At 69.6% G+C, this 20,933-nt stretch carries 15 protein-coding genes; 3 read left to right on the top strand and 12 right to left on the bottom strand.

The genetic code is table 11. The features are described from left to right. Nucleotides 1–16 precede the first annotated feature (16 nt). The 6 genes from pgi to CTP10_RS25005 form a co-directional block, all read right to left on the bottom strand. Nucleotides 17–1,666 (bottom strand): glucose-6-phosphate isomerase, encoded by a 1,650-nt coding sequence (gene pgi, locus CTP10_RS25030; RefSeq protein ID WP_116321409.1) that lies wholly within the window; start codon nt 1,664–1,666, stop codon nt 17–19. A gap of 11 nt (nt 1,667–1,677) precedes the next feature. Next, entirely contained in the window at nt 1,678–3,165 is a 1,488-nt protein-coding gene (gene zwf / locus CTP10_RS25025; RefSeq protein WP_116321494.1) for a glucose-6-phosphate dehydrogenase, read from the bottom strand. A gap of 61 nt (nt 3,166–3,226) precedes the next feature. Then, entirely contained in the window at nt 3,227–4,201 is a 975-nt protein-coding gene (locus CTP10_RS25020; protein ID WP_116321408.1) for an ABC transporter substrate-binding protein, read from the bottom strand. Nucleotides 4,202–4,239: 38 nt separating this feature from the next. Further along, nucleotides 4,240–5,271, bottom strand: coding sequence for an ABC transporter permease subunit (locus CTP10_RS25015; RefSeq protein ID WP_116321407.1), 1,032 nt, complete (start codon nt 5,269–5,271; stop codon nt 4,240–4,242). Between the two features lie 138 nt (nt 5,272–5,409). Beyond that, nucleotides 5,410–7,014 (bottom strand): sugar ABC transporter ATP-binding protein, encoded by a 1,605-nt coding sequence (locus CTP10_RS25010; RefSeq protein WP_233528228.1) that lies wholly within the window; start codon nt 7,012–7,014, stop codon nt 5,410–5,412. Next, the gene (locus CTP10_RS25005) at nt 7,001–8,263 is read right to left on the bottom strand and encodes an ROK family protein (protein ID WP_116321406.1); all 1,263 of its coding nucleotides are present in this window, start codon (nt 8,261–8,263) and stop codon (nt 7,001–7,003) included. The genes CTP10_RS25010 and CTP10_RS25005 overlap by 14 nt, the downstream gene beginning before the upstream one ends. 216 nt (nt 8,264–8,479) lie before the next feature. Here CTP10_RS25005 and CTP10_RS25000 point away from each other — a divergent pair, with 216 nt between their 5' ends. Beyond that, nucleotides 8,480–8,824: a hypothetical protein gene (locus tag CTP10_RS25000; RefSeq protein ID WP_116321405.1), complete on the top strand. Its 345-nt coding sequence runs from the start codon at nt 8,480–8,482 to the stop codon at nt 8,822–8,824. 46 nt (nt 8,825–8,870) lie between these two features. On the opposite strand, the gene blaOXA is transcribed toward CTP10_RS25000, so the two are convergent. Then, on the bottom strand, nt 8,871–9,707 hold the full coding sequence (gene blaOXA, locus CTP10_RS24995) for an OXA-1206 family carbapenem-hydrolyzing class D beta-lactamase (RefSeq protein ID WP_116321404.1): 837 nt from the start codon (nt 9,705–9,707) through the stop codon (nt 8,871–8,873). Nucleotides 9,708–9,880: 173 nt separating this feature from the next. On the opposite strand from blaOXA, the gene CTP10_RS24990 reads away from it, so the two are divergent. Beyond that, nucleotides 9,881–11,521, top strand: coding sequence for a hypothetical protein (locus CTP10_RS24990; RefSeq protein WP_116321403.1), 1,641 nt, complete (start codon nt 9,881–9,883; stop codon nt 11,519–11,521). 52 nt (nt 11,522–11,573) lie between these two features. Here CTP10_RS24990 and CTP10_RS24985 read toward each other — a convergent pair whose 3' ends face one another. Next, entirely contained in the window at nt 11,574–11,888 is a 315-nt protein-coding gene (locus CTP10_RS24985; RefSeq protein ID WP_116321402.1) for a TFIIB-type zinc ribbon-containing protein, read from the bottom strand. A gap of 149 nt (nt 11,889–12,037) precedes the next feature. Between CTP10_RS24985 and CTP10_RS24980 the strand changes: the two genes are divergently transcribed. After that, a complete protein-coding gene (locus CTP10_RS24980; protein WP_116321401.1) occupies nt 12,038–12,670 on the top strand; it encodes a M23 family metallopeptidase in 633 nt (210 codons plus the stop codon). A gap of 18 nt (nt 12,671–12,688) precedes the next feature. On the opposite strand, the gene CTP10_RS24975 is transcribed toward CTP10_RS24980, so the two are convergent. From CTP10_RS24975 to CTP10_RS24960, 4 genes are all read right to left on the bottom strand, one after another. Continuing rightward, a complete protein-coding gene (locus CTP10_RS24975) occupies nt 12,689–13,330 on the bottom strand; it encodes a response regulator transcription factor (protein ID WP_116321400.1) in 642 nt (213 codons plus the stop codon). Between the two features lie 88 nt (nt 13,331–13,418). Further along, complete coding sequence (locus CTP10_RS24970) at nt 13,419–16,475, bottom strand: PAS domain-containing hybrid sensor histidine kinase/response regulator (RefSeq protein WP_116321399.1); 3,057 nt, start codon at nt 16,473–16,475, stop codon at nt 13,419–13,421. A gap of 291 nt (nt 16,476–16,766) precedes the next feature. Next, complete coding sequence (locus CTP10_RS24965) at nt 16,767–17,963, bottom strand: EAL domain-containing protein (RefSeq protein ID WP_116321398.1); 1,197 nt, start codon at nt 17,961–17,963, stop codon at nt 16,767–16,769. 195 nt (nt 17,964–18,158) lie between these two features. Further along, nucleotides 18,159–20,774, bottom strand: coding sequence for a fimbria/pilus outer membrane usher protein (locus CTP10_RS24960; protein ID WP_116321397.1), 2,616 nt, complete (start codon nt 20,772–20,774; stop codon nt 18,159–18,161). Between the last annotated feature and the right edge of the window lie 159 nt (nt 20,775–20,933).

Genomic DNA, 20,933 nt, shown 5'->3' with positions numbered 1-20,933 from the left:
GTCTCCGGCGGAAAACTCAGGCCTCGGCGCCTTGCGGGGCCAGGGCGGCCTGCGCGCGGCGGATCAGTGCGGCGGTGGAGGCGTCGTGCCGGGTCGCGGCCGCCGTGCCTTCCAGCTCGCGCTGGATCGGTGCGGCCAGCTTCTTGCCCAGTTCAACGCCCCACTGGTCAAAGGAGTTGATCTGCCACAGCGCGCCCTGCACGAAGGTGCGATGCTCGGCCAATGCCAGCAGCGCACCGAGGTGCCACGGATCCAGCCGCTGCAGCAGCAGCGTATTGCTGGGCCGGTTGCCTTCGAACACCAGGTGCGGCACCAGCGCTTCATCGCTGACGCCTTCGGCGCGCACTTCGTCAGCGGTGCGCCCGCGCAGCAGCGCCTCGCCCTGCGCGAAGCAATTGGCCAGCAGCTTGGCATGGTGCCCCGGCAGGTCGCTGACCGGCTCCAGCGTGGCGATGAAGTCTACCGGAACCAGCTGCGAGCCCTGGTGCATCATCTGGAAATACGCGTGCTGGCCGTTGGTGCCGGTCGTGCCCCACACCACGGGGGCTGAGCCTGCCTGGATGCTGCCGCCATCGAGCCGCACCGACTTGCCATTGCTTTCCATCTCCAGTTGCTGCAGGAAGGCAGGCAACAGCTCCAGCGGTTCGCAGTAAGGGGCAACACAGCGGCTGCCGGCGCCGAGGAAGCTGCGATACCAGACATCGAGCAGTCCCAGCAGCATTGGCAGGTTCTGCGCCGGCGGCGCGCTGGCGAAATGCAGGTCCATCGCGCGCGCGCCGTCGAGCAGTTCGCGGAAGCGCGTGAAGCCCACCGCCACGGCGATCGACAGTCCCACCGCCGACCACAGCGAAAAGCGTCCCCCTACCCAGTCCCAGAACGGGAACATGTTGGCCGGGTCGATGCCGAACGCGGCCACCGCCTCGCGGTTGGTCGAGACCGCCACGAAATGGCGCGCCAGGTCCGCGCGAGACGCACCCTGCTGCACGAACCAGTCGCGCGCGGTGCCGGCATTGGCCATCGTTTCCAGCGTGGTGAAGGTCTTGGAGCAGACGATCACCAGCGTCGTCGCGGCGTCCAGCGGCGCCAGCGTGCGCGCCAGGTCGCTGCCGTCGACGTTGGCGACGAAATGCATGCGCGGCCCGGCGTGGTCGGCCATTCCGGCGCTCGCCAGCGCACGGCAGACCATGCGCGGTCCCAGGTCCGAGCCGCCGATGCCGATGTTGACCACATCGGTGATCGCGCGGCCGTCAAAGCCAGTCCAGGCGCCGCTGCGCACGGCATCGGCAAATCGTTCCATTTGCGCCAGCACCGCGGCAACGTCCTCGCCGACCGGCACGCCGAGCGCACGGTAGCCGTCTTCCGGGTAAGCGCGCAACGCGATATGCAGCGCGGCGCGGCGCTCGGTGGTGTTGACCGGCTCGCCGGCGAACATGGCATCGCGCCGTTCTGCCACGCGTGCCTGGCCTGCCAGGTCGAGCAGCAGTTGCAGGGTCTCGCCGGTGATGCGGTTCTTGGCGAAGTCGAGCGTCAGGCCGCAGGCCTCGGCGGTGAGGCGCTCGGCGCGCACAAGGCCATGCGGGCCGTCGAACCAGCCGCGCATATGGGTATGGCGCAGGGTCTCGGCATGGGCGCGCAGCGCTTGCCAGGCGGGGAGGGTGGTGTGCATGTCGATGGCTCCTACATTTCCTCGTGCCAGGCCTGGCCGTCGCGAGACAGCAGGGCGCTGGAGGCCGCCGGCCCCCAGGTGCCGGCGGTATATGGCTTGGGCGGCGCGGTAGTGTTCTCCCACGCCTGCAGGATCGGCGCGACCCAGCGCCACGCCTGCACCTGCTCGTCGCGGCGAACGAACAGCCCCAGCCGGCCGCGGATCACGTCGAGCAGCAGCCGCTCATACGCACCCACGCGCCGCACGCGCGGGGCCGCGCTGGTCAGCTGCAGGTCGAGCGAGGCGGGCAGCAGCGCCTGCGTGTCGCCCGGCTGCTTGGTCAGGAAATAGAGGCGGATGCTCTCTTCCGGCTGCAGCGTGATCACCAGACGGTTGCCGGCCATGGTGCCCAGCGGATGCGGGAACAGCGGGTACGGTACGTCGTGGAAATGGATCACGATCTCGGCCACGCGCGATTGCATGCGCTTGCCGGTACGCAGGTAGAACGGCACACCGGCCCAGCGCCAGTTGGCGATCTCGGCGCGGATCGCGACAAAGGTCTCGGTGCGGCTGTCCGGGGCGATACCCGGCTCGCTGGCGTAGCCCGGCACCGGATTGCCGCCGGCGGCGCCGCGGCAATACTGCCCGCGTACCACTTTCTCGGCCACGTCCTCGGTGCGGATCGGGCGCAGCGCCTTCAGGATCTTGAGCTTCTCGTCGCGGATGGCGTCTTCCGACAGGCTGGTGGGCGGCTCCATCGCCACCATGCAAAGCAGCTGCAGCAGGTGGTTCTGCACCATGTCGCGCAGCGCGCCGATGCCGTCGTAGAAGCCGCCGCGCCGCTCCACGCCCAGCTCTTCGGCAATGCTGATCTGCACCTGGCGCACCCATTCGCGCCGCCACAGGGGCTCGAACAGCACGTTGCCGAAACGCATCGCCATCAGGTTCTGCACCGACTCCTTGCCCAGGTAATGGTCGATGCGATAGATGCGGTCCTCGGCGAAATGCCGCGCCACTTCGGCATTGATGGCTTCGGACGACGCCAGGTCATGGCCGAGCGGCTTCTCCAGTACCACCCGGCTGCGCTCGCCGGCCAGCCCCACGCGCGCCAGCTGGGCGCAGATGGTGGCGAAGAGGTGAGGTGCCGTTGCCAGGTAGCACACCACCACCGGCGCCGCGCGGGCGTTGACCAGTTCGGCGAGCGCATCGAAGCCGGCATCGGCGTTTGCATCGACCTGCAGGTACACGATGCGCTCCAGGAAACCTTGCCAGGCCGCAACGTTGCCGGCCAGCGCCGGCAGCACCTCGTCGTTCAGCATGGCCACATAGGCGTCGTGCGACAGCGGCTGGCTGCCCAGCGCCAGGATGCGCCCGCGCGGGTGCAACGCGCCGGCGGCGTGCGCATCGAACAGCGCCGGCAGCAGCTTGCGCCGCGCCAGGTCGCCGGTGGCGCCGAACAGGACGAAGTCGAATTCGGGCGCGTGGGCCGCGGCCGGGGCCGCGGTGGAAAGGCTGTCCATCATGTCAGGAAGAAACGGTGTGTTAGGCAAGGCGATTTGAAAAGATGGCAGGCCATGCCGCTCAGCGCGGCGCGGCCCAGCCCTTGTACTGGCCGACATTGGCGCGCGTCACCAGTGTCGATGGCAGCATCACCGTCGGCGCGGCGGGACGTTGGCCGTTCATCATGCCGACGCCCAGCTGCACCGCGGTGCGCGCGATGGCCCACGGGTCCTGGCTGGCCGACGCCTGCACCAGCGTATCGGCCTTGAGCGCGGCCTCGATATCGGGTGCGCCATCGACCGAAGCGATCAGGATGCCGCGGCGGTTGAGCTGGCGCGCGGCCAGGTCGGCGCCCACGGCCTGCGGGTCGTTGATGGTGAAGACCGCGTCGACCTTGGGAAAGCGCGTCAGGTACAGCTGCATCACGTTCAGGCCGCCCTCGCGCGAGCCCTTGGCGTCCTGGTCGTCCGACAGGATGCGGATGTCGGGGTGCCGCGCCAGCACGGCCTTGCAGCCCTTCACGCGATCGAGCACCGCCGACACCGGCGGCCCGTTCTGGATGATCACGTTGCCGCGCCCCTTGAGCCGCTCGGCGATAAAGCCGCACGCCAGCTCGCCGGCCTGGGTGTTGTCGGTCTGCACCGTGGCATCGGCACCGGCGGCCGCCACATCGACCGCCACCACCACGATGCCGGCCTTGCGCGCCTTGCGCACTGCGGGCTCGATCGCCCTCGCATCCGCCGCGTTGATCAGGATCAGGTCGACTTTGGCGACGATAAAGCTGTCGATATGGGTGAACTGCTTGTTCAGGTCATAGTCCGCCGACAGCACGGTGACCTTGACGTCGGGATTGACCTGCCGTGCCGCGGCTTCGGCACCTCGCGCCAGCGCGACGAAATACGGGTTGCCGAGCGAGCCCAGCGTTACGCCGACCTTCTTGAGCTGGCGCGGCGGGGTTTGTGCGGCAGGCTGCGACGGCGCCTGCGCGGCGGCCGGCGGCGCGCTGAGCGCGGCCAGGGCGCCCACTGCCAGTGCGCAGAGGAAAGGCTTGATCACGATCTGTCTCCTGTCAGGGCGTTGTGCAGGGGCGTTAGTCAGGTCCGCGCCGAGCCTTTCTGGCGGTAGCGGTCCAGCGCCACCGCGCCGATGATCACCAGCCCCTTGATGATGTATTGCCAGATATCCGACACGCCCAGCAGGATCAGTCCGTTGGACAGCACCGCGATGATCAGTGCTCCGACCAGCGTGCCGGTGATCGAGCCGACCCCGCCGACGAAGCTGGTGCCACCCAGGATCACCGCGGCAATCGCGTCCAGCTCATAGGACTGGCCAAGCTGCAGGCCGTTGGCCGCGTACAGCCGCGATGCCGACATGACGCCACCCAGCCCCGACAGCAGGCCGGACACGGCATAGACGAAGAGCAGCACCACCCACACCTTGATGCCCGACAGCCGGGCCGCCTCGGCGTTGCCGCCAACGGCATAGATCTGCAGGCCCAGCACCGTGCGGCGCAGCACCAGCCACGACACCGCCACCACTGCTGCCGCGATCACGACCAGCCAGGGCACGCCCAGCAGGTCGCCGTTGCCGATGAAGGCAAAGGAGATGTCGGGGTTGTAGACGGTGCTGTCATGGCCCACCAGCCGGGCCAGGCCGCGCACCGCGGTCAGGCTGCCGAGCGTCACGATGAACGGCGGCAGTTTCATGAAGGCGATCAGCGCGCCGTTGACCAGCCCGAACAGCAGCCCGCACAGCAGCGCCGCGGGCACGCTCAGCGCCGCCAGCTGCGGCACCAGCGAAACCAGCATCGCCACTACCGCGGACACCGACAGGATCGATCCCACCGAAAGGTCGATGCCGCCGGTCAGGATGACAAAGGTCATGCCCGCGGCCAGCACCAGGTTGATCGACGCCTGCTGCGCGATGATCGACAGGTTCTGCAGGCTGGCGAAGTTGTCGGTCAGCAGCGTGAAGCCGAAGCAGAGCAGCACCAGCACCGGCAGCATGCCGAGCGCGCGCAGGCGCTCCTGCGTAGTGGCGCGGCCGGCGGCGCCCGGCAGGGCCGGGCCGGTGGATGGGGCGACGGCTGCAGTGGCGTGGGCGGTGGGATGGAAGGGGTTGCGCATGGTGTCTCCTTGTCGGAACGTCGTGCCTGCGGGGGCCGAAGTGCTTATGTGCGTATATGTCTTGCAATTAACGACTGCTGAACCGATTGGTTGCTCCCCTCTCCCGCTTGCGGGAGAGGGGAGCAACCGCGGGCCTCGTCAATGCAGTGTGGTGTGTTGAATGTCCCCACCCGCGCCTGTCGCCAGCCCAATGATCCGTTCCTGCATGCCAGCCGCATCGGCACAGCCGGCCACTTCCCCGACCAGTTCGCCTTCGCGCATCACCAGCACGCGGTCGCACAGGCCGACCACCTCGGGCAGTTCGCTGGAAATCAGCAGCACGGCTACGCCCGAGCGGGCCAGCTCGTCCACCAGCCGATAGATCTCCGCCTTGGCGCCGATATCCACGCCGCGCGTTGGCTCATCCAGGATCAGCACGCGCGGCCGCGTCTCCAGCAGCCGCGACAGCATTACCTTCTGCTGGTTGCCGCCGGACAGGGCGCCCACGTTGACCTGCGCATGCGCCACGCGGATGCCGAGCGAGCGGATCGCCTGCGTGGTGCGCTGCCGCGCGCTGGCGCGATTGAGCCGGCCGCCGCGCAGCGCGTCGCGGGCCGCCACGATCAGGTTGATGTTCTCGTGCACGCTCTGGTCCAGGAACAGGCCCTGCAGCTTGCGGTCCTCGGTCAGGTAGGCGATGCCGGCGTCTATCGCTTGCCGCGGGCTGGCAATCGCCAGCGGCGTGCCAGCGACGAACACGGCACCATCGGTGCGCGCATCGGCGCCGAAGACCAGCCGCGCCAGCTCGGTACGGCCGGCGCCGACCAGCCCGGCCAGCCCCAGCACTTCGCCGGCGCGCAGGTCGAAGCTGCATGGCCGCACGCGCCGGCCATCGGACATGTTGCGCACCGACAGCATGATCTCGCCCCGGCGTGTCTCGCCATGGGTCTTGGTGTAGAAGCCGGACAGGTCGCGGCCCACCATCATCTTGACCAGTGCGGCCCGGGTCAGGTCGTCGCGTTCCAGCGTGCCGACGAAGCAGCCGTCGCGCAGCACCGTGACGCGGTCGGCCAGCTCGTCGATCTCGGCCATGCGATGGCTGATGTAGATGATCGCCATGCCTTCGGCGCGCAGCTGGCGGATCAGCGCGAACAACCGGTCGGTCTCGCGGGTGGACAGCGGCGTGGTGGGTTCATCCATTACCAGGATGCGCGTCTCGAAGTGCACCGCGCGTGCGATCTCGACCAGCTGGCGCTGCGCGATCGACAGCGTGTGCACCGGCGTGGCCGGCGTGAAATCCGCCCCGAGCCGCGCCAGCGTGGCTTCGCACGCGCTGGCCATGGCGGCCCGGTCGACCATGCCGCGGCGGTGCAGATGCCGGCCCAGGTAGATGTTCTCGGCCACGCTCAGGTTCGGCGCCAGGCTCAGTTCCTGGTAGATCACGGCGATGCCGTGCTCGCGCGCCGCGGCGGGGCCGCCGAAGGCGACCGGCTCTCCGGCGATGTGGCACTCGGCGCCAGGGTCGGCGGTGTAGGCGCCCGACAGGATCTTCATCAGCGTCGATTTGCCGGCGCCGTTCTCGCCCATCAGCGCATGGACTTCCCCCGCGTAGACGGTCAGCTGCACGTTGCTGAGCGCCTTCACACCGGGAAAGGTCTTGGAAATATTGCGCAGCGCCAGCAGCGGCGCGCCAGCGCCAGCGGCGGCGGCGTCAAGCGGGCGCTGCGGCAGGGGCAGGGTGCGCGATGCTTCAGACCATGGCATGGCTGGCCTCCGGGACGATGGCCGAGGCGCCCTTGAGCAGTTCGGCGCGCGGCGAGAAGTTCATGAACATCGGCAGCGACGCGGCGCCGACCGCGCCAGCGTTGGCGCCGAAGCAGCCGCGCACCACGGTGGCGGGCGCGCGCGCTTCGGGCGCGCTGTCGGCCAGCGCCTGCTGCAGCCGGCCGATCAGGGTCGACACCAGCCCGCCGTCGATGTCGGCGTCGAAGATCACCAGCGGCACGTCGAGCACCGCCAGCGCTGATTGCAGGGCGGGCGCCAGCGCGTCGACGCAGTCGTCGATCCATTCCGCCACCGCCGGATGGCCCAGCTCGGCCTGTCGCTGCAGGTCGGCATGGCCGTTGACCGCCACGCCGTGATAGCGCAGGTGGCGCGTCAGCGCATTGAGCGACGCGCGCGACAGCAGCAGGTCGCGCCGCTTGCCGCCGGGGGCGGGCGCGGAGGGCAGGGTGCTGGGCGGCACCGGCATCATGGCGATATCGCCGGCATTCCCCGACACGCCGCGCACGCAGTCGCCATTGAGCACCACGCCGCCGCCGATGGCCGGGCCCAGGAACACATAGAGGAAATGCTGCGCATGGTGGCGCCCGTAGAACATCTCGGCCACGGCGGCGGCGGTGCCGTCGTTCTCGCTGAACACCGGCAGGCCGGTGACGCTGTTGAGCATCGCAGCGAAGTCGGCTTCGTCCCAGGCGCGGAAGCTCGCCTGGAAGTCCTGGCCCTGCACATCCAGCTCGCGCAGCCACGCCCCGAGGTTATAGGGCTGCGCCACGCCGATTCCCAGCAGCCGCTTCTGCTCGTCCGGGCTGAGCTGGGCGCGCATCGCCTCGATATCGCGACGCACCAGTTCCAGTGCCTGCTCGGGGTGGGGCAGGACCAGTTGGTGGGCATGGCTGGCGAGCAGTTCGCCGGCAAAGTCCACCATCACGGTCTCGATGCTGCCGCGGTCGAGCCGCACGCCGATGCCGAAGGCGCCCTTGGCCTTGAGCCGGATCAGGCTGGCGGGCTGGCCGCGCTGGCCTTCGGTGCGGCGCCCGGCCTGCTCGACCAGCCCTTCGTCGGCGAGGGTTTGCACGATGCTGCCGACGGCGGTGTTGGTCAGCTGCGCCATCCGCGCTAGATCGGCCTTCGACGCCTCTCCGGCCCGGCGCAACGCCAACAGCAGCGCGCGTTCGTTGTACAGGCGCAGGCTGGCGGAATTCACGCCACGGCCTGCCTTGGATGCGGTCATGTTGTCTCCGTCCTCTGGCCGACGCACATGGGCGCCGGCTCCGGTATTAATTAATTCATGTTGAATTAAAGATTAGTCGAGGGCAGAACTCAACCACGGGAAAACCCGCACGGCCGATGCGCCGCATGACTTATGGGTTGCTAATAGCGCACTTTGCTTGCGCGCCGCCCGTCAGCTGGCTAGCGTAGAAACCGGACAACCGGAGGGAGCAAGACGATGAAGGCCCGCGCAGAACCCGGCCGCTGGAGCCGCTACTACGTCCTGGACCTGAAGAACCGCCCGGTGGCGGTGGCGGGGCGCGAGGCGTGGGAGCGCTGGATGGCCGAGAACGACCCTATATTCCGCCGCACGCTGTTGCAGGACAGCGGCGGCGTGGTCACCACGCGTTTTCGGGGACTGGCGCAGGCGTCAGGCGACGCACCGCTGTTCGTGACCCGCGTGACCGGCATGGGCGAGCACGACAATCAAAGCTACGGCGCGCCGACGCTCGCTGCCGCGCTGGATCTGCACGACGAAATCGTGAAGACGCTATTGCGGCAGCTCGGCGGGACGGTGCCGTAGTTCGAAGACCCTAGCCGCCGCCGGTGCCTCTTGGCGCGAGAGCCGTTCAATCCGGCAGTGCCCCGACCTGCCGCAGCGCCGCGCGTGCGATCTCCATCCGCGCCTTGGCGTGCTCGGGCTTCAGCATGTCGAGATTGAGCGCGAACAGGTAGTTGTCGCCGCCGCGCTCCACCCATCCGACCAGCCAGCCCACGGCCGGCTGCGTCGAATCGGCCCAGCCGGTCTTGCCGTGCAGCGTATAGCCCGTCGTGCGTTCGATCACTGTCAGCCGGTCCACGCCATCGAACGCGGCCGGCGAGAACGGCAGCGTGCGTTGCACCAGGCCCTTGAGGAAATCGATTTGCTGGTAGGCGGAGATCTGCAGCCTGCCATTGAGCCAGAAGCGGTCGACCGGCCCCGAGCTGTCGGCATTGCCATAGTGCGAGGCGCTCAGGTAGCGCTGGTACGCCGCGCTGCCGACCCGCCGCGCCAGCGCCTGATAGGCGGGCACGCACGAATTGGGGAAGGCCACGCTCAGTGGCACGTCTGCATTGCAGGCTTCGGGCAGGATGGCCTTGCCGCCGACCAGCCAGACCTTGCCGTCCCAAGGCAGCTTGTCGTGGCCGGTGTCGGCGACGGCGCCGCTGTCCAGGCCGATCAGCGAGTTCATGATCTTGAAGGTGGAAGCGGGTGAGTATTGCGTGGCGGCGCGCGCTGCGTTGTAGGTCAGCACACGATCGCGGCGCAGGTCATGGATGACGATGGTGCCGGTGGTGCCGGCCTGGCGGAACAGCGCGGCGGCGTCGAGCGTCGCGTCTTGGCGCGCGGCAGCGGGCAGCGTGGCGGCAAGCAGGGCGAATCCCACGGCCAGCGGGGACAGCAAACGGGCGATTCGGATAGGCATGGCAGTAGCGTGTTGGGGTGAGATGGAAATCTTCTGTTGGCAATCCGGGCCCGGACCGTGGTGCGCAGCATAGGAGAGCGCCCTGAGCACGCCAACCGCGCACGCTGTAACTTGCGTAACATGGCGGCGCTGCACCCCCCTTCGACCCGATCCAGCCTGCCACTGCTTCCGCCATGCCCGCCGCCCAGCTTTGCATCGACGTCTGCGCACCGTACCGCGTCAATGGCGGTCCAGCCCGCTTTCAGTCGGTCTGGCTGCTGGCGCGCGCCTGGCATGCGCAGCGCAGCGGCCTCGACGTGAAAGTAGCGGCCGTGCGCAGCGCCTTCCCCGCTGCCGCCAACCTTCGCATGCTGGTCTCGCGCGCCTTCGCGGACTTCGCGCGATGGGGCGTGGCGGTGGGCTGGGGCGCGGACCGGCAACGCGATCCGGCGACAGCCAACCCCGCGCAGCGCAGCCGGGGGCCGTTCTGGATGACGGCGGCGCAGGCCGGGCGGCTGCGCTTCGTCGCGCACGGCCGCACGCTGGGACCGGCGGCGCTGGCCCGGCAACTAGGCTTTGGCGAGGCGGCGGCGCCGGCGCCTGGCATGCCGGACGGCGCGGCCTACGTGATGCGCGACATGGCTTTCTGGAGCGAGCTGACGCAGGCCATGCGCAGCGCGCAGGACGGCTATGCCGGCGCGCACGGCACCGCCGTGGCCGAGGCATTCCGCGCGGCGCAACGCAGTGCCGGCGACCCGTTCCAGCAGGCGCTGTCGTTGCTCAAGGAAAGCCTGGCGTGGCGCCGCTGCGGCAGCCTCGGGCAGAGCCGCGCCGCGCTGGCTCGCTTTGACCGGCTGGCGCGGGCCGGCAGTCCCGGCGCCGCCATGCCCACCTTCGCGGCGATGGCGCACGTGGTGCGCGCCTGGGCCCGCTATACGCGCGGCGACCACGAGGGCGCAGGCGCCGGGCTGGCCGCGCTGCGCGCGGATCCGGAGCTATCCCCGGCGATACGCTACAACCCGCGCCTGCGCTTCGAGGTGCTGAACCTGGAGGGTTTGCTGTACAAGGCCGGTGCGATGGGCAAGGCCGCCGCGGGCAACGTGGCGCCGGCGCTGTCGGCGCAGCATGCCCTCGATGCTTTCGCGGCAGCCTTGCAGGCGGGCTACGAAGCCGATTCGGTCGATGCCGTACAGCATGCTTCGGCCAATATCGGCCTGTGCCTGTGGCTGTTCTGGCGCCATGGCCTGGTCGATCCCGGACGCGCGCTCGATGCCGGCGCAGTGCAACGGCAGGCGATGCGCTGGCTGGGGCTGTCGGAATGGATCTGCGACCGCTTCGGGGTGGGCGGCGGCACCGCGTGGAACGCGATATTCCTGCTGCGCATCGCGCGCGGCAGCTGTGGGCCGGATGCACCCGGCGGTGCAGGGGCCGGCGAGGTCAAGGGAGCGGCCAGCGTGGCCGCCTTTCGGCGCCAGCGCCCGCTATCCGTGGCCGATGCCATCGACGCGTTGCGCCCCTTCCATGCGCCGTTCGCGCCGGCCAAGGGTTTCGTGCGCTGGTCGGCAGTGGCCGCCTTTGCGCTGGAGGACCACGACGCGGGCCATGTCAGCCTGGGGCCCTTGCAACTGGCCAACCTGTTGCTGGAATCGGCCTGGTACCTGACGCACGGACAAGGCGCCACGGCAAAAGCCTGCGCGGCGGTGGAGCGGCTGGCGGCGCAGTTTCCGGCGCTGCGCGCCGCCGAGCGGGCGTTCTTCGCGGCGGAACTCCGCGCATTGCCGCCGGAACTGCGCGACGCGGCGGCGGAGGTAGCGCGCCGCCGGCGCAAGGGTTAGCAGGACCGCCGGATTACTCCGCTCGATGGCACGCGATTTCGCGCTGCGGCGTTCAGTCGAACAACTCGTGCCAGATGCTCTTCTTGCGATAGTGCTTCTGCTGGCGATCGTCGTAATAGCGGTCCCGGTCATGGTCACGAGCGCGGTCACGATCATGGCCGCGGTCCCGGTCGCCGTAGCCTTGCTGGGGCGTCGCGGCGGGCGCCACGGCCTGCGGCGCGGGCGCCGCGGCGACGGAGCGCTCCAGGATCTTGTCGAGTTCGCCGCGGTCCAGCCATACGCCGCGGCACTTCGGGCAGTAGTCGATCTCGATGCCCTGACGTTCGGACATCACCAGTTGCGTCTGCGGGCACACCGGACAATCCATGCCTTCTCCTAGTTGCTTTCGATAAGTCGAGGTATGACCGGCCCGCCACGCAATTGGTTCGCGGAAGCGCGGGTTGTTGCCTGCGTAGTGACGGGGGCGACACCCGGCGGCGTGCGGAATTTGTCTGCCGCGTTGCCGTCGAAGCGGATATGCCTCAATTCGATCCCCATCGCGGCCCGGCTCCTGACCCGTCCTCTTCGCCAGAAGGGGCCGGCGATGCCCCCCGCCGCCGGCCCTTGCTGGCGCGCCTGGCCGCAGCGGCGGTGGTGGCCGCCATCCTTTGGGCCGCATGGCCATGGCTGCAGCCCCAGCTGGAACGCGCCATCTACGCGGCCCGCCTCGCCACCCGCCCGGCGCCGGCGGCGCTGCCGGTCCCGGTGCAGGGCGTCGCGGCGCGCGCGCTGCGCGATACCTGGCACGGCGCGCGCTCTGGCGGCCGCAAGCATGAAGGTATCGACATCTTCGCGCCACGCGGCCGACCGGTGCTGTCGGCCACGGAAGGCATCGTCTCGCGGGTGGGCACCAATTCGCTCGGCGGCAAGGTGGTCTGGGTGATGGGACCGGGCCGGCAGATGCACTACTACGCCCACCTCGACGACTACGCGGCGATACGCGCGGGCGATATCGTTGCGCCGGGCACGGTGCTGGGCTATGTCGGCACCACCGGCAATGCCCGCGGCACGCCGCCGCACCTGCACTACGGCATCTATGCCGCCGGCGGCGCGATCAACCCGTTTCCGCTGCTGAAGCCGCCACCGGCAGCCAGCGCGCCGCGGCGCTAGCCAGGCACCGCGCCGGGATCAGACCAGGCCGTTCTGCACCGCATAGTGGTAAAGATCGGCATCGCTGCGCAGGCCCAGCTTTTCCATGGCGCTGTGCTTGTGCGTGCTGATGGTCTTGATGCTGCGGTGCAGGTGCTGCGCCACCTCCGACACCGACATGCCGCCGACGTACAGGCGCAGGACCTCGATCTCGCGCGGGCTTAGTGCCTGCGCCGGGACTGCCGAGCCGCGCGCACTGCGCAGCGTCTCGATTGCCTTCTGCACGGACTTGCCAAGGAAGGCGCGATGCCGGTACGCGCAAATGATCGCGGCGGGCAGTTCGGCCATGTCGCCGCGCTTGCTGAGCAGGCCGAGCGCGCCGGCATCGCGCATGTTCTGCAGCAGCGCCGGGTTGTCCAGCATGGTCAGCACGACGATGCGCACGGCGGGAAAGCGCCGCCGGATCATGCCCAGCATCACCAGGCCGTCGGCATTGCGCTCGCCCGGCATGGAGAAGTCCGTCACCAGCACATCGCATTCGACGCTGCCAAGCAGGTCGAACAGCGCGTCGGCGTTGTTGGCCTCGCCCACCAGCGTGAGGCCGAGTTCGGCGCCCAGCACCTGGCGCGCGCCCAGCAGGATCAGCGGGTGGTCATCGGCAAGCATGACACGTATGAACATCGAAAGCTCCCGTCAAAGTCTTGCGATCGCTGGCCTGGTCGTGGCATCGCCGGAGAGCCGGAGAGCCGGAGAGTCGGTTGGCCGGCCGTCAGTCCACGCCAGTTGTGTCTGGCTGTTGTTGTTGCCCGAGCACGCCGAGCAGGTGTTCCATCATGGCCAGCACGACGGCGCCGACTGCGCGGATGCGTGCAGGATCGCTGGCCTTCAGGGCGGCGCCGAACCGGTCGACGAGCTGGTCGACATAGGCATGCCCGAACACCGACATCGCGCCGCTGGCACGGTGGCACCAGCGCCGCAGCTCGCCCACTGCCGCGCCGGGCAGCAGCGCCTTCAGTTCATCGCGGTCGGCCCGCAGCGCCCCGATGCAGGTCGCCAGCATGGGCCCGGACCAGGGCGGCGGCCCCAGCGCACCGCCCAGCTGCCCGGCGCACAGACGGGCAGGCTCGAAGCGCAGCGGCGCGGCTTCCGTCGGCGGGCCTTGCCGGCCGCTGGGGATGATGGCATCCGCGATGGCTTCCGGAAATTCCAGCGCGCGCGACATCGCCGCCTGCAGCGAAGCGAGCGTGGTGGGCTTGAGCACGCACTGGTTCATGCCCACCGCAAAGCAGCGTGCATGCTCTTCCGCGAGCGTGGTGGCGGTCACGCCGACGATGGGCAGGCCGCGCACGCGCGCGTCTGCGCTGGCGCGGATGGCGTGCGCCAGCTCGAAGCCGTCCATGCCCGGCATATGGCAATCGGTCAGCACCAGGTGGAACCGCGACTGCTGCAGCCTGGCCAGCGCCTCGGCGCCGTCGCGGCAGACGGTGCGGGCGTAGCCGAGCACGTCCAGCTGCTGCCGGATCAGTTCCCGGTTGATCGGATGGTCTTCGACGACCAGCACGTGCACGGGTTCGCCGTCGGGTGTGGTCACCACAACAGGATCGGCGGGATGCGTGGAGATGTCGGGGCCGTCGGCGCCCGCGGCGGGCTCCTGTCCGGCACCGGCACCGGCACCGGCGTCGGGCATGCCCAGCGCCGCCTCCATGGCACCCAGGAAAGCCGACCAGCGCAGGGGGTTCTGGCTCAGCCTGACGCCCGATTCGCAGACGCGGAAGCCGAGCTGTTTGGGCGTGCTCGTGATATGGACGACCCGGTCCGCGGGGGCAGCGGCGGGAGCTTCTCCGGCAGGCGGCCCGGCATCGGTCAGGCGGATGCAGTCGGACCCGGCCCCGGACTCGGACCCGGACTCGCTTTGGCCCGCTGGATCGAATACGCGCATGCCCGCGGCCCTGGCATGCTGCCGCAGGGTGCCGGCCAGCGCGGCGTCGGCCAGGTCCAGCAGCACGGTGCGCCCGCGCAGCGCCGGCAGGTCGTAATCGCGGGCAACGACCGGGCAACGCAGCCGCAGCGACACCAGGGTGCCTTCACCGGGCTCGCTGTGTATCGACAGCTTGCCGCCCATCAGGTCCGCCAGCCGCTTGCAGATCGACAGTCCCAGGCCGGTGCCGCCATGCTGCCGCGCGGAGCTTTGCTCGCTCTGCACGAAGGGGGCGAACAGCCGTCCCTGGTCTTCCGGCGAGATGCCGATGCCGGTATCGCTGACGCTGAGGATGACCAGCACCGCGCCGTCCTGTACCGGAGCGGCTTCCAGCCGCAGCGTCACCGAGCCGTGGTCGGTGAACTTGATGGCGTTGCCCAGCAGGTTGAACAGGATCTGGCGCAGCCGGATGGTGTCGGCCTCGATACTGGCGGGCACCTCGGCGGCGATATGCACGCGCAGGTGCAGCTGCTTGTTGTGCGCCTGCGGCGCGAGCAGGCCGAGCACGCTGTCGGACAAGGCGCGCAGGTCCATCGGCGCAGGCAGGATGGCCAGGCGGCCGGCCTCGATGCGGGCGTAGTCGAGCACGTCGTCGAGGATCTGCGCCAGCGCGTAGCCTGACTCCTGCGCCAGCGCCAGCATGCGGTGCTGCTCGGTATCCAGTTTCGTGCGCCGCAGCACCTCGACCATTCCGAGCACGCCGTTCAGGGGGGTGCGGATTTCATGGCTCATCATCGCCAGGAAGCTTTCCTTGGCGCGCAGCGAGGCTTCCGCGGCATCCTTGGCGCGCGCCAGCGCCGCGGCCTGGCGGTGCTGGTCGGTGACGTCGGCCACCACGCCGCTCCATACCGTGGCATCGCCCTCGTAGCGGCCGACCGACCGAATTCTGGCCCAGCGCAGGCCATGCCGGCCCAGCACACGGACGTCGAGATCTACCGGCGTGCAGGGTGGCGGCCGCGAAAGCGCATCGTGCACCAGCGCGATATCGTCCGGATGCAGGTGGCGGCCCACCGCACCGGGCGGCGTCATCAGGGCCATCGGCGTGATGCCGAGCGAGGAGTCGGTGCCGCCGGCGGCGTAAGTGTAGGCCGGCGGGCTGCCATCATGGGGCTTGCGGATCTGGTAGACGATGGCTGGCAAGCTGCTGGTCACGTCCTGCAGGCGCCGTTCCAGCAGCCGCGCACGCTGCTGCGCTTCGCAGATCTCGGTGATGTCGACCAGTGTCGTGATCACGCCGCCGGTGCTGCCGTCACCGTCACCGTCGCGGAAGGGGCTGGCCCAGTAAAGGACGCGGCGGATATTCCCGCCGTTGCTGCGGATGTCCAGTTGCAAGCAGGCCGGCGCCATGGTCGCCAGGGCCTCGCGGCAGAGCGAGTCGGTAGCGGCCGTGACTTCGGCGCTCTGGCCCGAGATGGCGGCGCCGGCGGGCCGGCCGATGATGTCGTCGCGCCCGAATCCGCACAGGGCCTCGAAGGCCGGATTGACCTCGATGTAGCGCTGCGCGGCATCGCGCGCAGCCACCGGATAGGGCAACGCGCCGAGCAGGGCGTTCTTGAATGCCAATTGCCGCTGCAGCAGGGTCTCGGCATGGATTGTGAGCCGTACCTGGCGGCGCAGGCGCAGGTAGTTGACGGCCAACGCCAGCAGCGCGGCGGCACTGAGCAGCGCCAGCGGCCACGCCCAGGGCGCCAGCGCGCCGTGGGGGGCGGGCGGTTGTGCAGCGAGTTGCGCGGCAGCCGGCGCCAGCAGGCAGGCCAGGAGCAGGGCGAAGGTGGCGGCGCCGGCAACGCGGCGCGGCGTGCCGCCAGCCCGCCCAGCCCTGTGGCGCCGGCTCCGATCCTGGTCCATGCTGATTTCCCCCTGGGCCGGTGTGTCTTGTCCCGGCAATGCTGTATGGATGGGGTCGGTGCCAGCGTTTCTGGATGGAAAATGCCGCAGCGCGCGCGCCCCTTTTGATTCTCGACTATGCACAGTTCGCAAGATGCGACACTGACGTTGCGCAAGCGGCAGAGGTTGCCGCAGGGCGGAAAGGGCTCCGCAGGGCGAATAGTAGGAAGGCCACCGCAGGTGCCGGGTAGGAGTATTCCGAATCCGGTGCCCTACGCCCGGGGGGCGGGCGACAAAGGGTCAGGCGGCGCTTCAGGCGTGCTGCACGTCGGCATGCCAGGGCACGCATGGCCGCGCCAGCGATGCCGCGGGCCACAGTCCGCCAACCACCGGCCCCTGCATGAAATCGCATCCCAGGTCACGCAGCACGGCAAAGTCCTCCGGCTGCGCCACGCCAGTGGCGACCACACGGATGTCCAGCCGCTTGGCCAGCGCGACCATGCCGGCCACCAGCTGTTGCACGTGGGGGTCGAACGCCACGCCGTCGGTCAGCCCCGGCGCCAGCTTGAGCTCGCTGACCGGCACGTCGAGCAGCGTGGCATAGCCGATGCCGTCATGGCGTGCCCCGCAGGACACGGCAAACTCCAGCTCCTCCGCACGCAGGTCCAGCAGCGCCGGAGCCATGGCATGGAGGTCGTGGTCGCCGCCGGACAGGTCCAGTTCGAAAGTAAGGTCCCTGGCATGCAAGCCGTGATCCTGTATCACGCGCGCCACGCGCCCGGCGCAGTCGTCGAGGTCAAGCAGCGCCAGCGGAAAGGGGCAGGAGAGCGACGGGTGGAAGCCAAGGGGCAGCCACGCCGCCAGCGCCGCCGCGGCCAGCCCCAGCACCTGGCTGAGCCGCCGCAGCGCGACTTCGCCGTCGGCCGGCGGCGGCAGGAAGCGCTGGCCCGCAGGCCCGCCATGGAGAGGATGGCGCCAGCAGGGCACCACCTCCACCGCTTCGATATCGCCTGGGTCGGTCGCGCAGGCCTGCGGCAGGAATGCCACGGCGATCTCGTCGCGGCCGGGCGCCGCATCCGGCTGGCTCCCGCCGAAGCCATGCACCGGCGGGATGGCGGGCCCTGGCACCGCGGCGTTACCCCGGCCATGCAGGAGCGCCGAGACTGCCGCGCCGTCGAGCGGTCCGCGCACGTAGCCTTGCACGGTGACGCCGCAGCCGTGGGCGTAGCGCATGGCTGCGGTCAGCAGGGCGGGGTCGTCGGCGGTGGCCAGCACCAGCAGCGGGCGCTGCGGGCGCCGCGACAGCGCCTGCACCAGGCGCGCGAAGGCGGTACCGCGCAGCGGCGCCGCCCACAGCAGCAGTTCCCAGCGGGCTGCGCCAAGGCGCTGCACCGCTGCGTCGATGTCGGTGACGGCTTCGCAGCGCAGGCCTGCGGTTCGCTGCAGCAGCTCGAGCGCAGGGGCGCATGCCGTGGCGCGGTCGAGCAGGACGAGTACGTTGGAGGTCATTGCTGGGGTATCCCAAGAATCGGCAAAACCGATGATCAAAGACGTGCGGCGCTGTAGCGGCTTTCCATGCCGCGTTGACTTCTTCAAGAAGATAGGTTTGCCCGCGATGTCGATGCATCGGATTTATCCGAAACGGCTCCTGCATTGCCTCCTGTTCCCTCCTGTGCTGGCTCCCGGGCTCCTCCCGACGTGACCTCACCGGCATTGGCTGTCCGGCAGCAGCAGCCAGGGCGCGTCGCTGCGCTGGCCGTCCGTGACCGCATAGTCGAAGGCGCAGGATTCGGCTGCGCCCTTGCCCCATGTCACCGTCAGGCGGCCCTGGTCTTCGTGCAGCCCGCGCACGATCGCGCGCCCGCCCTGGCCGACCGTGCCGAGTTCGTTGCCCAGCGCGTCGAATACCTGCGCGCCAAAGGGCACCGGGGTGCCATCTGCGCCCGTGGAACGGACCAGCGCGCTGCGGCCGGCATTGACCGTTTCAAAGGCCATCCTGACGACGGCGCCCGAGGTCGGCGCCACGTGTTGCTGCGTGGCCTTGAGTTCGACGCTGAGTGGGAGTCCCTTGGGATCGATTTCGACCTGGTTGCTGGCGAACGGCGTCAGCGTCGGCACGATCGCATGGCCCCACGGGTCGATGCGCAGCCCGCTGCCGTTGGTGATGCGCGCACCGGCGGCATCGCCAGCCTCGATGATGGCCATGGTGTCGCCTACCGTCGGCGTAAAGGCGACACCGCCGGCGTAGGCCACGATGCCGCCGCTCAGGCCCAGCCCGGCCTGGGTGTAGTCGCGGCTGGTGCTGGCATTGGCGGTCAGCGTGGCCATCGGCGACGCATAGCTGGCATTGGCGCCGACGCTGGCGCTGTCGCGCGCGCCGCCGCCACCGATATAGCCGGCGTTCACGCCATAGCTGAAGGCATTGTCGACGCCCAGTGTGCCCGTGACCGATTCCTGCAAGGTGGTGCTGCCGCGCGAGTCGCGGCTGAAGCTGGTCAGCGCGTAGGGTGCATGCTGGCTGGTGCCGAGCGGGACGCCGACATTCAGCATGACCCGGTTTTCCCAGCGGCCTACGCCGACGTTGAACTGCCGGGCGGCGGTCACACCGTAGCTGATGCGCTTGTAGACGTTGTTGTAGCCGAACTGGAACTGGGTGTCGGTGCCGTCACGGTTCCAGTAGTCCTGCACCGAGCCGGCCAGGAACACGTTGCCGTATCCCGGCGCCAGTGCCTGGCTGATCGTGACCTGCAGCCGCCCGCGCGTGACGCCGTTCGACAGGTATGCCAGGTTGCGGCTGTCCAGTTCGTGTAGCGCCACGGCGTCGGTCAGGCTGAGGAAGCCGCTGCTGGAATAACGGTAGGCAGCCAGCGTCAGGTTGGTGCTGGTCGGCAGCAGCAGCTTGCTATACGACAGCCGCAGGCTCTGGCCGTTGCGGCTGGCCTGGTTGGGCAGGCGCGCGTAAGCCTGGGTCAGGTCGGCGCCGATTGCGCCCAGGTCGGTGTTCAGCGCAATGCCGGCGACCGCGGCGGCATAGTCGCGCGCCGCCGTCACACCGCCATAGCCGGTCACAAGGTTGGTGAAACCGTGCTGTACCGTGGCCTGCACCATCATCGGCGTGCCGTGCACGGCGTTGTTGCGGTACTGCCCGGCGGTGACGCTGTAGCGGGTCACGCCGGGGCGCAAGGCGTTGACCGCGGCGGCGTAGGGCACGCGCGAGCTGTGCACGCTGCCGTCGGCCTCGGTCACCAGCACTTCCAGGTCGCCGCCGTAGCCGGTCGGGTAGAGGTCGTTGATCTCGAAGGGGCCGGGCGCGACCGTGGTTTCGTACAGCAGGTTGCCGTTCTGCCGCACCTGCACGCGCGCGTTGCTGTTGGCGATGCCGTGCACGGTCGGCGCGTAGCCGCGCTGCGATTCGGGATACATGCGGTCGTCGGTGGCCAGCTGCACGCCGCGGAAGCCGACGCTGTCGAACATGACCCCGTCGGTGAAGGCATCGCCGAAGGTGAGCTGGCTGCGCAGCGGTGCGATCGCGCGCTGCAGGCTGGTCTGCACGCTCTGGTAATGCGTGCCCGCCCATTCGTCGCGCGTCAGGTTGCCGACGTGGCGGAAGCGCCATGGACCGACGTTGAAGCCGGCGTTCAGCCCCAGGTACGCCTGCGTGCTGGACAGGCCGGCGCTATCCAGGTGGTAGACGTTGCCCATGTATTGCAGGCGCGCGGCAGGCACGCCGTCATCCCAGTAGCGTGGATCGACGTAGCCCCGCGCCTGCCGCACCATCGAAGCCTGCGGCACCGACACATCGAGACGCTGTTCGCCATTGTCGAAGATGGCGCTTGCATCGGGCACCAGCTCGGGCAACGGCGCGCAGGCATGCGCGTCCTCCAGCCTCGCGGCGGCCTCGGGCGCAAGCTTGTGTAGGTCCACGCCGATGCGCTCCAGCAGTCCCCGGTCGAGGCACGGCTGGACATTGCGCGGGTCGTCGCCGACCTGCTTCATCAGCACCGGCGCGCGGCCCAGCCAGACCTGGTTCACGTAGAGGTCGGCGCGGTATTCGCCGGGCGCGGCCGGGTTGCCCTGGTTGAAACGGCTGAGGTCAAGGCGGGCGCCGCCCGGCTGCCGCAGGAAGGTGTCGTTGAAGTCGACCTCGGCGACCAGCGGCGCGCCGCCGGCGGCTGTGGCCGCTGTAGCCGCAGCTGCCGCCGCGGCCGCTGTGACGGCCATGCCAGGCTTGGCGGCGAAAGTGCCGACGCTGGCGAGCAGAGACAATGCCACCGCGCTTGCCGGGCGCAGCCTGGAAGGAATAGGAGGGAATGTTTGCATGCTCGTTGCTGTCAGTGCCGGCCCGCGGGCAAGCCGCGGACGATCCGCATGCCAGCCGCGGGCAACAGCGGGCCCTGCCGCGTAGGCGGCATCGTCGGGCGGGAGGGGAGGGTTCGGGTGGGCCGGGCCGGAAACCCGGCGCACCCGTACAGGAGGGCC

The sequence above is a fragment of the Cupriavidus sp. P-10 genome (genome assembly GCF_003402535.2).
Classification (GTDB): domain Bacteria; phylum Pseudomonadota; class Gammaproteobacteria; order Burkholderiales; family Burkholderiaceae; genus Cupriavidus.
This window is presented reverse-complemented; position numbering and strand designations above follow the sequence as displayed.

What these genes read in the sequence shown, in the direction of transcription:
- CTP10_RS25005 (WP_116321406.1), bottom strand. Translation starts at nt 8,263, where the DNA reads ATGACCGCATCCAAGGCAGGCCGTGGCGTGAATTCCGCCAGCCTGCGC.
- CTP10_RS24965 (WP_116321398.1), bottom strand. Translation starts at nt 17,963, where the DNA reads ATGACCTCCAACGTACTCGTCCTGCTCGACCGCGCCACGGCATGCGCC.
- blaOXA (WP_116321404.1), bottom strand. Translation starts at nt 9,707, where the DNA reads ATGCCTATCCGAATCGCCCGTTTGCTGTCCCCGCTGGCCGTGGGATTC.
- CTP10_RS24960 (WP_116321397.1), bottom strand. Translation starts at nt 20,774, where the DNA reads ATGCAAACATTCCCTCCTATTCCTTCCAGGCTGCGCCCGGCAAGCGCG.
- CTP10_RS25015 (WP_116321407.1), bottom strand. Translation starts at nt 5,271, where the DNA reads ATGCGCAACCCCTTCCATCCCACCGCCCACGCCACTGCAGCCGTCGCC.
- CTP10_RS24980 (WP_116321401.1), top strand. Translation starts at nt 12,038, where the DNA reads ATGCCTCAATTCGATCCCCATCGCGGCCCGGCTCCTGACCCGTCCTCT.
- CTP10_RS25000 (WP_116321405.1), top strand. Translation starts at nt 8,480, where the DNA reads ATGAAGGCCCGCGCAGAACCCGGCCGCTGGAGCCGCTACTACGTCCTG.
- pgi (WP_116321409.1), bottom strand. Translation starts at nt 1,666, where the DNA reads ATGCACACCACCCTCCCCGCCTGGCAAGCGCTGCGCGCCCATGCCGAG.
- CTP10_RS24990 (WP_116321403.1), top strand. Translation starts at nt 9,881, where the DNA reads ATGCCCGCCGCCCAGCTTTGCATCGACGTCTGCGCACCGTACCGCGTC.
- CTP10_RS25010 (WP_233528228.1), bottom strand. Translation starts at nt 7,014, where the DNA reads ATGCCATGGTCTGAAGCATCGCGCACCCTGCCCCTGCCGCAGCGCCCG.
- CTP10_RS24970 (WP_116321399.1), bottom strand. Translation starts at nt 16,475, where the DNA reads ATGGACCAGGATCGGAGCCGGCGCCACAGGGCTGGGCGGGCTGGCGGC.
- CTP10_RS24975 (WP_116321400.1), bottom strand. Translation starts at nt 13,330, where the DNA reads ATGTTCATACGTGTCATGCTTGCCGATGACCACCCGCTGATCCTGCTG.
- zwf (WP_116321494.1), bottom strand. Translation starts at nt 3,165, where the DNA reads ATGGACAGCCTTTCCACCGCGGCCCCGGCCGCGGCCCACGCGCCCGAA.
- CTP10_RS24985 (WP_116321402.1), bottom strand. Translation starts at nt 11,888, where the DNA reads ATGGATTGTCCGGTGTGCCCGCAGACGCAACTGGTGATGTCCGAACGT.